The 11,891-nt window shown below is 44.2% G+C and carries 13 protein-coding genes and 1 pseudogene; 6 read left to right on the top strand and 8 right to left on the bottom strand.

Translation table 11 applies throughout. The features are described 5' to 3' along the window. Positions 1 to 38 precede the first annotated feature (38 nt). Together OCV24_RS05050 and OCV24_RS05045 are read left to right on the top strand one after the other, a co-directional pair. On the top strand, positions 39 to 215 hold the full coding sequence (locus OCV24_RS05050) for a hypothetical protein (protein WP_167514255.1): 177 nt from the start codon (positions 39 to 41) through the stop codon (positions 213 to 215). Positions 216 to 340: 125 nt separating this feature from the next. Continuing rightward, the gene (locus tag OCV24_RS05045; protein WP_150878178.1) at positions 341 to 2,071 is read left to right on the top strand and encodes an amidohydrolase; all 1,731 of its coding nucleotides are present in this window, start codon (positions 341 to 343) and stop codon (positions 2,069 to 2,071) included. 75 nt (positions 2,072 to 2,146) lie between these two features. On the opposite strand, the gene OCV24_RS05040 is transcribed toward OCV24_RS05045, so the two are convergent. Together OCV24_RS05040 and OCV24_RS05035 are read right to left on the bottom strand one after the other, a co-directional pair. Next, positions 2,147 to 2,596 (bottom strand): septal ring lytic transglycosylase RlpA family protein, encoded by a 450-nt coding sequence (locus tag OCV24_RS05040; protein WP_150878176.1) that lies wholly within the window; start codon positions 2,594 to 2,596, stop codon positions 2,147 to 2,149. 369 nt (positions 2,597 to 2,965) lie between these two features. Further along, complete coding sequence (locus OCV24_RS05035) at positions 2,966 to 3,457, bottom strand: VOC family protein (protein WP_046223770.1); 492 nt, start codon at positions 3,455 to 3,457, stop codon at positions 2,966 to 2,968. Positions 3,458 to 3,908: 451 nt separating this feature from the next. Between OCV24_RS05035 and ahpC the strand changes: the two genes are divergently transcribed. Both ahpC and ahpF read left to right on the top strand, forming a co-directional pair. Continuing rightward, positions 3,909 to 4,466: an alkyl hydroperoxide reductase subunit C gene (gene ahpC / locus OCV24_RS05030; protein ID WP_016798107.1), complete on the top strand. Its 558-nt coding sequence runs from the start codon at positions 3,909 to 3,911 to the stop codon at positions 4,464 to 4,466. Positions 4,467 to 4,673: 207 nt separating this feature from the next. Continuing rightward, positions 4,674 to 6,266, top strand: a complete 1,593-nt coding sequence (gene ahpF / locus OCV24_RS05025) for an alkyl hydroperoxide reductase subunit F (protein WP_150878174.1) — start codon at positions 4,674 to 4,676, stop codon at positions 6,264 to 6,266. A gap of 135 nt (positions 6,267 to 6,401) precedes the next feature. Here ahpF and OCV24_RS05020 read toward each other — a convergent pair whose 3' ends face one another. Then, a complete protein-coding gene (locus OCV24_RS05020) occupies positions 6,402 to 7,001 on the bottom strand; it encodes a LysE family translocator (RefSeq protein WP_016798109.1) in 600 nt (199 codons plus the stop codon). A gap of 121 nt (positions 7,002 to 7,122) precedes the next feature. Here OCV24_RS05020 and OCV24_RS05015 point away from each other — a divergent pair, with 121 nt between their 5' ends. Both OCV24_RS05015 and OCV24_RS05010 read left to right on the top strand, forming a co-directional pair. After that, positions 7,123 to 7,608 carry an Lrp/AsnC family transcriptional regulator gene (locus OCV24_RS05015; protein ID WP_150878172.1) on the top strand — a complete coding sequence of 162 codons (486 nt, stop codon included), beginning with the start codon at positions 7,123 to 7,125 and terminating at the stop codon, positions 7,606 to 7,608. Then, a pseudogene (locus OCV24_RS05010) lies at positions 7,609 to 7,722 on the top strand (LacI family DNA-binding transcriptional regulator); the annotation flags it as partial. Positions 7,723 to 7,745: 23 nt separating this feature from the next. On the opposite strand, the gene OCV24_RS05005 reads toward OCV24_RS05010, so the two are convergent. From OCV24_RS05005 to OCV24_RS04985, 5 genes are all read right to left on the bottom strand, one after another. Continuing rightward, the gene (locus tag OCV24_RS05005; RefSeq protein WP_029627068.1) at positions 7,746 to 8,159 is read right to left on the bottom strand and encodes a globin; all 414 of its coding nucleotides are present in this window, start codon (positions 8,157 to 8,159) and stop codon (positions 7,746 to 7,748) included. A 154-nt stretch (positions 8,160 to 8,313) separates the two neighbouring features. Continuing rightward, positions 8,314 to 8,694 (bottom strand): VOC family protein, encoded by a 381-nt coding sequence (locus OCV24_RS05000; protein ID WP_017056992.1) that lies wholly within the window; start codon positions 8,692 to 8,694, stop codon positions 8,314 to 8,316. A gap of 142 nt (positions 8,695 to 8,836) precedes the next feature. Next, on the bottom strand, positions 8,837 to 9,277 hold the full coding sequence (soxR, locus tag OCV24_RS04995; protein ID WP_017056991.1) for a redox-sensitive transcriptional activator SoxR: 441 nt from the start codon (positions 9,275 to 9,277) through the stop codon (positions 8,837 to 8,839). A gap of 164 nt (positions 9,278 to 9,441) precedes the next feature. Beyond that, positions 9,442 to 9,963 (bottom strand): NADPH-dependent FMN reductase, encoded by a 522-nt coding sequence (locus tag OCV24_RS04990; protein ID WP_017056990.1) that lies wholly within the window; start codon positions 9,961 to 9,963, stop codon positions 9,442 to 9,444. 325 nt (positions 9,964 to 10,288) lie between these two features. Further along, a complete protein-coding gene (locus OCV24_RS04985; RefSeq protein ID WP_150878169.1) occupies positions 10,289 to 11,851 on the bottom strand; it encodes a glutamate synthase-related protein in 1,563 nt (520 codons plus the stop codon). Positions 11,852 to 11,891 lie beyond the last annotated feature (40 nt).

Below are 11,891 nucleotides of genomic sequence, written 5' to 3'. Positions count from 1 at the left end.
TAAATATACTGCAAGTGAACTTAACCAGGAGAGCAACTATGGACACTTTATTATTAAAAATTCGCGATATGATTCTTGCCACACGTCAGCAGTGGATCGGTGAGATCACCTACAACCACAACATTAAGGGTGATCACACTTGGAAACTCTATGGCTATAAATCTTATGACGAATACAAAAAAGATCTGCGTAAAAGCCTAAGACAAGAGTCGTGATGAAAAGCTTATTCAAACCACAATTTATTGATTAATATCGGTTTTAATTTGTCATTCATGTAGAGTTTCACACTTGCCACTCGCTTTCTATACTTACTAAACAGTGGAATATGGAATACATAATAATGAACAATAAGCTCACTCTGCCACACACTGCATGGATAGCATTACTCGCAAGCTTAACGGCCGTAACGCCGGTTCTTGCACAAACCAACACCGTTGTTCATGAGCAAACAGCCGTTAAAAGCCAAAGTGCTGATCAGATCTTTATCAATGCAGATATATACGGACATCGCGAGTCGGACTCGATCGTTACCCATAACGGCAAGATCATCTTCATTGGTAACCAATCACAGGCGCAAACTTTTCAAGGGCAAAGCACTGATGTCATTGATCTGGACAATGCCTTTGTCCTTCCGGGATTTATTGATAACCATAACCATGTGTTTGAAGCCGCCTCAGAGCTGGGTGGCAATTGTGAACTCGACTCTGAAGCAACGTTAGAAGAGCAAATCCCCTACTTAGAAGCTTGTAAAATCAATGCTGATACCGATGGCAGAGGTTGGCTAATGGGTTATGGTTTTTCTTTGGAAGCGACGCTCGATAGCGACTCTGACTACACGCCACTAGAGATCATCGACAGTATCTTCCCTGACCGCCCCGTGGTACTTATGGAGCAAACTTCTCACTCGATGTGGGTCAACTCGAAAGCTCTAAAAATCGCTCGAATCAGCCAACAATCTCCGGCCCCACAAGGCGGCGCTTATTTAAAAGACCAAGACAGCGGCAAGCTTAATGGCATCTTATTAGACAATGCTGGCGATCAAGTGATGGAGATGGCGTGGAACAGCCAAAGCGAACTGTTTGAGCAAAGCTATCAAGGGTTAATGTTCGGACTTGAGGAAGCGGCAGCCCACGGCATCACCACCATAGGTGACGGTCGCATGTATTGGAAACGAGGTTGGTATGACGTTTGGCTAGAAGCCGAGCAAAATCAAGACGTAACGGCGCGCGTGTCGCTGCGACCTTGGGTGTATCCATCAATGGCAATACCTTCTCAATTAGAAGTCTTTGAAAAGATGTATTCCGACGATAAAAGCCGTCTGTTGCTTGTCGATCAGGTGAAAATGTACAGCGACGGCATCTTCATCAACGGCACCGCCAAAACGCTCGCACCCTACTTAGATACTTATCTTCCCCAGTCTCCTAATGGCTTGAACTATATTCCGCCGGAACAAATGAAAGAGTGGCTAACTGCGCTCGAAAAAATAGGTTTTAGCGCCCACATTCATGCCATTGGTGATGGAGCGGTTCGTGAATCGCTTGATGCGATAGAAAGCATTCGCAAACAAGGTTCAACCAAACCCTACACCCTAACCCATGTCGAATTAATCAATGATGAAGATGTGCCACGCTTTCACCAATTAGACGTGACCGCAGATTTCCAAGTCGGCTCTGATTACGTTGCAAGGCATCAACACCAATGGGCCGAAGCTTTCCTTGGTGCTCGCCGAGCTAAAGCTATGATGAACCTCGACACGATACTCAAGACCGACGCGAATATCACCTTAAGCAGTGACTGGAACGTACACGATATCAATCCTTTAGTCGGCATCGCGAACAGCTTAATCATAGGCAAAACCGGCTTAACCGATATTTACACCGCAATAGACGCTTACACGCTCAATGCAGCCAAGAGCCTTGGAATTGAAGACATTACGGGCTCTATTAAGGTTGGTAAATCGGCTGACTTTGCCATTCTCGACAGAGACATCACCACCGTATCAGCAAGACAAATAGCCAAGACTCAGGTTTTGATGACGGTATTACGTGGGGATGTGGTTTACGAGAAATAAGGCTAACAAGCGCACCGAAAAGCGTGAAGAGATACAGATCTCAGAGGTAGATTAAAAAAGGAGGTTAGGAAATGATTAGTGTTTGTACCTAAAGGTATTGCTGTCATCAACAATCTCGATTTTTACAGGCACAGTGCCTTGCTTAACGTTGCCGATTTTTGCAAATGCCTTGTGCGAAAGGTCGATCACTCGGCCTTTTACGTAAGGGCCTCGGTCATTAATTTTCACATTAGCAGACTTGTTATTGGCTGTATTGGTCACTCTCACGGTAGTCCCAAAGGGCAAGGTTTTATGAGCTGCAGTATTTGCATTCATATTATACGTCTCACCACTTGCTGTGAGTTTTCCATGGAATTTATCGCCATACCAAGAAGCTTTACCAACAAGATCATGTGACTTGGCATAGCCCTTTGTTTTTGAAGTATCGACAGCCGCATGAGACGAGCATCCGGCAAGCAAAGTAATAAGAAAAGCGGCAAAGACAAGGTTTAGTTTTTTCATACTATTTGAGTAGATCTTCTTCATGTAATTATCTATTTTCATTGTAGTGCGATTTAGCAGTATTGAGCTGAGTATTGTGAGTTCTCAGCGAAAGCTATCACCAGTGTGATTCGACAATGTTTTCATGAAGCATGCTAGCTTCAGTCATATTCATGAAAGGTTTTATCTTCAAAACGTCAACTTTCACAACACATTCAAGTTATCTATTTATTGACCATCCATACGAATAAACACTAAAAGAGAACATTTTAAGGCCAAATTATTTGTACCCACGCCGATGTAAGTACCCTCTACTTTCCCAAAAAATAGTTGCACAAAAGAGGATTGGTATCTCTACCAATCCTCTTTAGGGAGAGTTTCGGTTTTTCAACCTTATGACAGGTAGTAACGCGATTACTCGTAGTCAGTCGCGTACGTGTCTTCGTATGTGTGCGAGTAGAATTCGAATAGGTTGCCAAACGGGTCTTCTAGGTAAACCATTTGTGCTTGTTTTAGTTCGTCTTCTGGGTGGTAACGCATGATGTCCATACGAACCTTACCGCCAAACTCTTCAACACGCTTAATCGCTGAATGAAACTGCTCTTTTGGAAGCTGCAGACAGAAGTGGAAAATGCCTAGGCGAGAGAAATCAACGTTATGACGCTCTTCACGGTCAACCATTTCGAACAGCTCAACACCAATACCATCAGATGTGACTAGGTGTGCAATGTTGAAGCCTTTGAAGCCTTCACCAAATACGGCAATACACATACGGCCGATTGCTGATTCGCGCTCTTCCATTACTTTAGTGTTGTTCATTACGACTCTTAGACCTAAAGCTTTCGTATAAAACTCGACTGCTTTGTCCATGTCGCCAACCATGATGCCTACGTGATTCATTTTCATAACTTTCTCCAAATTCGTTTTAAATTCTGTGCTTTCGAAGACTCGCTTCGGTATTTCGTTTCGATGGAGAGAGTATATGGAGATGTGATCATTAGATGAAATTATCATAAATTATATTAATGATAATTTTTTATTATCTTGAAATTTACAGAGATCTCAGTTCCCTTAAAGAAGCTACACCTGCCCTTGCCTACATAGATACATAGATACATAGAGGCTCACGTGAATAGAGGTAAGCCTAAATAGAGAACAACCTAAAGAGCATAGCTACCCAAATAGAACCTAGCCCTAGTTTGATAGCTTTTATCGATAGCCTTCTTCTATCAAAGATAGGATTTGCCTATTGAATCTATAGAAATGTCCGATTTCACTAATTTTCGGCGCCAATGCAATATATCTACATCGACGCGGGATAGCGTTAAACACTACAAATTAGAAAGAGAGTCAAATCATGATCAACACAGAAATCAAACCATTCAACGCAACAGCATTCAAAAACGGCGAATTCGTAGAAATCACTGAGCAAGACGTTAAAGGCAAGTGGGCTGTATTCTTCTTCTACCCAGCAGACTTCACATTTGTATGTCCAACTGAGCTAGTTGACCTACAAGACAAATACGCAGAACTTCAATCTCGCGGTGTAGAAGTTTACTCAGTATCAACTGACACGCACTTCTCTCACAAAGCATGGCACGATACTTCTGACAAAATCGGCACTATCGAATACTTCATGGTAGGTGACCAAACGGGCAACATCACAAACAACTTCAACGTTATGCGTGAAGGTCAAGGCCTTGCAGACCGTGCAACGTTCCTAATCGACCCTGAAGGCGTTATCCAAGCAATGGAAATCACAGCTGAAGGCATCGGCCGTGACGCAGAAGACCTACTACGCAAGGTTAAAGCAGCACAATACGTAGCCGCTAACCCAGGTGAAGTTTGCCCAGCTAAATGGAAAGAAGGCGAAGAGACTTTAGCGCCATCTCTAGACCTAGTAGGCAAGATTTAATTTAATCTAAGCCAAGCTAAACGAAAGAACAAATAAAACGGTTCTACAGGCGCGCTTCGGCCTCCCTCCTAAAGGGCAGTTGCGCGCCACCCTTTCAAGCCATCAACAACACAATATTTGCCGACTTGCGCCCCCTTTTTATTTTCCTTTTTCAGCAAGAAGGTATTGGTCAATACCAAGACACAGAATTTAAGAGCAGGCACGATTATGTTAGATCAAGCAATGAAGCAGCAGCTAAAAGCATACCTAGAAAACCTAAAAACCAATGTTCAGTTAGTACTGAGCCTTGATAGCAGCGATACCGCGAACAAACTTCAAGATCTGGCGAATGATATCGCATCTCTCACCGACAAAATTGAAATAATTCGAGATGATAACGCTAGTACTCGCCGCCCTATCATGCAGGTCGTAAACCAAGAGAAAGGCACTGCGATCGGTTTCGCGGGTTTACCAATGGGTCACGAGTTCACATCACTGGTACTTGCACTGCTTCATAGTGGTGGTCACCCTATCAAGCTTGAAGCTGACGTAATCGAACAAATTAAAGAACTCGATCAAGAGCTTAATGTAGAGGTTTTCATCTCACTCTCATGCCAAAACTGTCCAGAAGTGGTTCAAGCCTTCAATATGATGTCGGCGATTAATCCTCTGGTTAAGACAACGATGATTGATGGCGCAGCATTCCAAGACGAAGTGAAGTCTCGCGACATCATGGCAGTACCAAGCGTGTTCGTTAATGGTGAGCTATTTGGTCAAGGTCGTATGTCACTGGCAGAGATCCTGAACAAGGTTGATTCAGGCGCAGCAGAAAAGAAAGCAGCGAACCTAAACCAACAAGCACCCTTTGATGTATTGGTTGTCGGCGGTGGCCCTGCTGGTTCTTCAGCGGCAATTTATGCAGCACGTAAAGGCATTCGCACAGGTGTGGTTGCTGACCGATTCGGTGGTCAAGTAATGGATACTATGGCGATTGAGAACTTTATCTCAGTGAAAGCGACAACTGGCCCTAAATTAGTGGCAAGCCTTGAAGAGCACGTAAAAGAGTACGGTGTTGAAGTGATGACGGAGCAGCGCGCTGCAAACATCATCGCGGCAGAAGACACTGAAGACGGTTACATCCACGTTGAGCTAGAGAGCGGCGCAACACTGCGAGCTCGCACGGTTATCACAAGTACTGGTGCTCGCTGGCGTGAAATGAACGTTCCGGGTGAGCAAGAGTACCGGAATAAAGGCGTCGCTTACTGCCCACACTGTGATGGTCCATTGTTCAAAGGTAAGAAAACAGCGGTTATCGGTGGTGGTAACTCAGGTATCGAAGCGGCAATTGATTTAGCGGGTATTGTTGAACACGTAACCGTACTTGAATTTGCAGACACACTGCGTGCCGACCAAGTGCTTATCGACAAAGCGAACGCAACACCAAACATCGAAATCATCAAGATGGCGCAAACGACGCAAGTAATTGGTGATGGCAACCGTGTAACCGGTCTGGAATACAAAGATCGCAACACCGATGAACTAAAACAGATCGAACTTGCGGGTATCTTTGTTCAAATCGGTCTGATGCCAAACAGCGAATGGTTGAAGGGTTCAAAAGTTGAGCTGTCACCACGCGGTGAAATTGAAATTAACGCTCATGGCGCAACATCTATGAAAGGTGTGTTCGCAGCGGGTGATGTAACGACCGTACCTTACAAACAGATCATCATCGCGATGGGTGAAGGTGCAAAAGCAAGCTTAGGTGCATTTGACCACCTAATTCGTAACTCAGCTCCAGTTAAAGAGGCTGAAACCGCTTAACCTTTACACTGAAAAGCTCAAAGCTTTTAACTCAAGTTCCTTAAATATTTGTTAACTTAATTCTTTACTGTTAACGACTTAGTCGACATTTAGACGCCACTCCTATGGATTTAGGAGTGGTTTTTTCTTTGTAATTTACGCCGGTTGATAAAGCATGAAGGCAACCACCATCGCTAAGCTTCCACCCAAGCAACGGTTCACAAACATCATCTGTTTTGGTGATTGCAGCAACTTTTTAAGCATGGTGCCGCAATACGCCCACACCAACATGCACGGTACACCGGTAATCACCATACCCGCGATAATGGTCACGACTTGAATCAAGTAATCTGCGTTCGGAGTAATGAACTGTGAAAACACGGTTAATGACGCTATCCAACCTTTAGGGTTTAACACCTGCACCAACACACCAGACATGAAACCTGAACGATTGTCGGTGGTGCTTTCTTCGATTTGCATGTTCGCAATCGACCACGCCATGAACAGCAAATAAGCCGCACCCGCGTATTTCAAAATGTTGTATAGCTCTGGGTAAAGGGTAAATAGGCTCACCAAACCGACACTAGAACCTGCCAGTACGATGATGATGCCAACAGCGTTCCCAGAGATAAAAGGTAAAGTCGCAGCAAATCCATAACGACTTGAAATCCCAAGTAATGCGATATTGCCTGCCCCAGGGGTAATTGCAATTGATGTTGAAAATAGCAAGAACGCCAGCATTAATTGAGAGCTCATTTCCTCTCACTCCTGATAAGTAAAGATTTATAGGGAGAGAGTTTACAGATTCGACTAGGAATTAAATTGCTATATAGGCTAATATTAATGCAAATTTGAGCAAGACTTTTCTAAAAAAACCATGAAACAGAAAGAATCCACCAAAGAAGTGTTAGATGACACAGATATCGCCATCTTAGAGTATATCCAGCAAGACGGACGCATGAGCAACAGCAAGCTCGCAGAGAAGGTCAACCTCAGCGAAACCCCATGCTGGCGTCGTTGGAAACGCATGGAAGAAGCTGGCTATATCGATGGTTATGCCGCGAAGCTGAATCGTAAGAAATTAGGCTTTCATGTGGCGGGTTTTACTCTTGTCACTTTAGGCAACCATGAAGTAGAAAACACAGAACCGTTTGAAGAATTTGTCGAAGTAACCGATTGGATTCCTATGTGTCACTGTATTGCAGGCGGCGCCGATTACATGGTGCAAGTGTTGGCGAAAGATTTGGAAGAGTACTTTGAGCGCATTAGCTCGATCAGAAGAGTGAAAGGCGTGAGTGCGATTCAATCGAACATCTCGGTAAAAGAGTTGAAAAACAGCTATCGACTTCCTCTAGAAGAATAGCGTGAGTCAGTGAAAATTGTCGTAAGCCAAATTCAAGAGCAAGAGACGAACTTTGTAAAACTCGTAGTTCCAGTTCAATTTGTCGAACGTAATACCATGCTTAAAATTAAGTAAAAAGATTCCAGATAAGAAAATGTCTATGATTCTGACTTTACTACGCACTCTTTTTTCATGATATTTAGCCCTTGTTCAAGAGTCTGGGCCCAAGCTCGTTCGACGCTTTCATCGTAAAGGGGATCGTATTTTTTGACTGTATTCAGCAATGAGTTAAACCATTCGTTAAGCTCTTGTTCAGAGATATCCATCCCCAAATCTTTATGTCGCTTACCAAGCTTTTTAACCGAGTTTCTTACACTCGGTAAACCAGAAGAGTTGTAAATCAAGATGATCGAGGCTTTGAGCATCTTAGTTTGTTGCTCTAACCCTATGTTTTCAAAACGTTCTGAAAACCTAGGGTTGTGCTCACAGAAATCGGCCAAAAATGTTTCCAGAAACTCTTGGTCGATCCGGCAACGTTCAAAACTCTCATAAAACAGTTCATTTGGTGTCATCTGGCAGATCCTTTGCAATATTTGCGAGTCTTCAGGGAAACAGACAAGTTCAGAGCCGTAATTCACAAGCTCTGAACAATCAACATAACCTAATAATACGCCACCGTGGTATAAAGTGAACAGTGGCATAAGGTGAACTGTGGCATCAGGTGAACTATGGCATAAAGTGAGTGGCGCAGATCTTGTTTCCATCAGGGTCTCGTAAGTAAGCCAAGTAAAGGCGGCGCTCATCAGTTCCCCTCACTCCTGGACCATTTTCAATACTTGTACCCCCGTTTTCTACACCAATACGATGCCACTCATCGACGACTTCTGGTGAGGTTGCTAGAAAACCTATCGTCATCCCATTGCCATAAGTGGCAGGCTGGCCATCAATCGGTTTAGTTAAACCCAGTACACCGGTTTGAGTCACGTAAATGCAACGCCCTTTAGGGTCGACAGAACCTTCGCTGTAGCCAAGCACCTTCATGATTGGGTCATAGAAAGACTTCGCGCGTTCAATGTTTTCAGTACCAAGAAAAACATGGCTAAACATAACTAACCTCTTCTTATAGTGAAAGAATGCCCTAAACTAGACCCTTAATCCCTATTTGTCTACACAAGGTACGCCTTACCACCACTGATCCACTTATTGATAAAACGCTCAAATTTAGTTCGATATTCAAACGAAATAAAAGCTAATCAACAATACGCTGAGCGCCCTGCCCTTGATCATGCAGGATGTCCTCAGGGTTTAGTAATTGGCATTTCTGCATACTCAAACAGCCGCAACCGATGCAACCGGTTAAGTTCTCTTGTAACGACTTAATTTGCGCCATTTTACTATCGAGCTGCCCTTGCCACTTCTTAGCCACAAGCTCCCAATCATGTTTAGTCGCCGTATGGTTCATCGGTAACGTCGATAGCTCATCGGTGATCTCTTCAAGCGTGAAACCTATCGATTGAGCAACTTGTATCAGTGCGATTCGTCTCAACATCGCCGACTGATACCGACGTTGATTTCCGTTAGTACGAATCGAAGCAATCAACCCTTTGGTTTCGTAAAAACGTAAGGCAGAAGGAGCCACGCCACTGCGCTCTGCCAATTGGCCTATGGTGAGATATACGATGTTTCTCATTGTCACACTACCCTTGAGATCATAAATATTTAAAGCTTACTTTAACTTTAGAATAGCGACCTATTGTTACCTTAACCAGTTAATGTCCATAAACTTTGACTGCGGGCTCAACGAAAAGCAGTCATGAACATAGCTGCTTTGTCTTATTGAGGTGTTATCGATTTCTAAATTTGACTCATGACCGATTTCAGGTTTTCTGCCATTTCGGTATTGATGAGCTCTCCCGTTTCTACATTAAAGTTGTCGTAGAAACTTGGCACCGACATCGAACCCTTCACATCAGCATCAAAGTAAGGTGCGGAGTTTACCGCAGACAACAACACAGAACTTGCGCCGCCTGGACCTGGTGATGTGGAGAGCATAACAACAGGCTTGCCTTGATACACTTTCATGTCGATTCGTGATGTCCAATCAAACACATTCTTAAAGGCTGCGGTGTATGAACCGTTGTACTCTGCAAAAGAGATGACCACGGCATCTGCTTCGCCAATCTTACTAAAAAAGCGCTGCGCGTGTTGATGAACGCCAGACTCTTTTTCTCTATCTTCGCTGTAAATGGGCATCTCGAAATCATTAAGATCGAGCACCTCTACTTGCGCGCCCTCAACTAAGCTTGCGGTGTACGCTGCCAATTGTTGGTTAATCGATGTTTTACTGTTGGTCGCGCCAATCGCTAATACTTTCATTGTTGATCCTTGTTCATTTTTCTCACCTTTATGCACTCATGACTTCAATTACGGAGCTCAAAGTTCATAACTGAAGATTCGTAACGTCTGTTTGATAACATCAAAACCTGCACTAGGTGACAAGGTGATAGATTGTGTTTTTAGATTTGGGATGATGATAAAACCTCAAGTTAACTTGAGGTAAAGCGATATTTTCAAAAAATAGGAAATGATCTAAAAACACTTATAAAGCAGTCAATTACGAAAGGTTAACTATAGATTGGCATTACACAGACAAAAATAAGCACACCCAAAACACATTGGGTGTGCTTTATCGAAATACTATTTACTTAAGTTGATTTAGTGAACTGACACCAGAGTAAGCGACTCCAGATAGCTCGGCCATTTCGCGATTCCATGTTGCCAGATCGTGAGGATTAAACTGATTCAAATGATCATGTCCGCACGCTCTCGCCATCACTTGCATCAACTCCGTCGAGGCTTCGAAGAAGTTCTTCAATTGGTTCGATGCCTTCTCAACATTTAACCGTTGGCGTAAATCGGATTTTTGAGTCGCGATGCCCGCCGGACAATTATTGGTGTTACACATTCGGGCGGCAACACACCCTATCGACTGCATGGCACTGTTTGAGATAGCGACGCCATCAGCGCCAAGCGCCATCGCTTTTACGAAGTCCATCGGAACACGAAGACCACCAGTAATGATTAAGGTGACTCTGTCACTTACGCCTTGCTTGTCTAGATAGGCTCTGGCACGAGCAAGCGCTGGAATGGTTGGCACGCTAATATGGTCACGGAACATTTCTGGCGCTGCTCCTGTACCGCCACCACGCCCATCCAAGATGATGTAATCGGCACTGGCATCGAGTGCAAACTGAACATCCTCTTCAATATGATTGGCACTCAACTTGAACCCTATTGGGATACCGCCCGTTACTTCTCGAACTCGGTCGGCAAAATTTTTGAAATCCTCGACGGTTTTTAGATCAACAAAGGTGGGTGGAGAAATCGCGGCGGTACCGGCTTTAATGCCACGCACCTCTGCTATCTTGCCAATGTTCTTCGCACCCGGTAGGTGACCGCCTGTTCCGGTTTTAGCCCCCTGTCCACCTTTAAAATGGAAGGCTTGGACATTTTTGAGCTTAGATTCATCGTAACCAAATTGTGCGCTGGCTAATTCATAAAAGTAACGTGAGTTCGCCGCTTGCTCTTCGGGTAACATTCCGCCCTCCCCCGAGCAGATCCCCGTTCCCGCAAGCTCCGCGCCTGTCGCTAAAGAGATTTTCGCTTCTTCAGACAAAGACCCAAAACTCATATCAGAAACAAACAAGGAGATGTTCAATTTAAGCGGCTTTTCCGCTTTTGGCCCAATAATAAGCTCAGTACCAACGGGCACATCTTCCAATAACGGTTTGGTCGCCATTTGTGCAACCATCACTTGAATATCATCCCAGTGAGGTAATAGATATCTTGGGACGCCCATTGAAGTCATTGGCCCATGGTGACCCACTTTGGATAAGCCATCTCGTGCTAATTGATGAATGAATTCGACCGTGGGCTCTTCTTTGGTTGCAGAAGCCGCAGGTGAGAGATCGGGCGTTGCCGCTTGGATATGAACATCAGGGCCTTCTTGACCCACTTGCTCAGCCGTAAACTGTTTATGGGTGCCATCACAAAAAGGGAGATTATTCGAATACTTACAGCGGCACAGGTAAGCGTCGCCGGTTTCCTCGGCCACGAAACTCTTCGGTTTGAAGCCCGTTCCTGCATGAGAACCATCACAAAACGGTTGGTTTTTCGACTTGCCACAGGTACAGAAGTAATACTCCTCACCTTCGGTTAGCTCGACCTTAACGGGTTTGTTATCCGCTACTACTGGATTCTTCATAGTTCGCTCACCTTTTCTTTCTTATGATTTGATGACTGAA

It is taken from the genome of Vibrio kanaloae, from assembly GCF_024347535.1.
Lineage (GTDB): Bacteria > Pseudomonadota > Gammaproteobacteria > Enterobacterales > Vibrionaceae > Vibrio > Vibrio kanaloae.
This window is presented reverse-complemented; position numbering and strand designations above follow the sequence as displayed.

What these genes read in the sequence shown, in the direction of transcription:
- ahpC (WP_016798107.1), top strand. Translation starts at nt 3,909, where the DNA reads ATGATCAACACAGAAATCAAACCATTCAACGCAACAGCATTCAAAAAC.
- OCV24_RS05050 (WP_167514255.1), top strand. Translation starts at nt 39, where the DNA reads ATGGACACTTTATTATTAAAAATTCGCGATATGATTCTTGCCACACGT.
- OCV24_RS05045 (WP_150878178.1), top strand. Translation starts at nt 341, where the DNA reads ATGAACAATAAGCTCACTCTGCCACACACTGCATGGATAGCATTACTC.
- OCV24_RS04985 (WP_150878169.1), bottom strand. Translation starts at nt 11,851, where the DNA reads ATGAAGAATCCAGTAGTAGCGGATAACAAACCCGTTAAGGTCGAGCTA.
- OCV24_RS05015 (WP_150878172.1), top strand. Translation starts at nt 7,123, where the DNA reads ATGAAACAGAAAGAATCCACCAAAGAAGTGTTAGATGACACAGATATC.
- OCV24_RS05035 (WP_046223770.1), bottom strand. Translation starts at nt 3,457, where the DNA reads ATGAAAATGAATCACGTAGGCATCATGGTTGGCGACATGGACAAAGCA.
- ahpF (WP_150878174.1), top strand. Translation starts at nt 4,674, where the DNA reads ATGTTAGATCAAGCAATGAAGCAGCAGCTAAAAGCATACCTAGAAAAC.
- OCV24_RS05000 (WP_017056992.1), bottom strand. Translation starts at nt 8,694, where the DNA reads ATGTTTAGCCATGTTTTTCTTGGTACTGAAAACATTGAACGCGCGAAG.
- OCV24_RS05005 (WP_029627068.1), bottom strand. Translation starts at nt 8,159, where the DNA reads ATGACACCAAATGAACTGTTTTATGAGAGTTTTGAACGTTGCCGGATC.
- OCV24_RS04990 (WP_017056990.1), bottom strand. Translation starts at nt 9,963, where the DNA reads ATGAAAGTATTAGCGATTGGCGCGACCAACAGTAAAACATCGATTAAC.
- OCV24_RS05020 (WP_016798109.1), bottom strand. Translation starts at nt 7,001, where the DNA reads ATGAGCTCTCAATTAATGCTGGCGTTCTTGCTATTTTCAACATCAATT.
- OCV24_RS05040 (WP_150878176.1), bottom strand. Translation starts at nt 2,596, where the DNA reads ATGAAGAAGATCTACTCAAATAGTATGAAAAAACTAAACCTTGTCTTT.
- soxR (WP_017056991.1), bottom strand. Translation starts at nt 9,277, where the DNA reads ATGAGAAACATCGTATATCTCACCATAGGCCAATTGGCAGAGCGCAGT.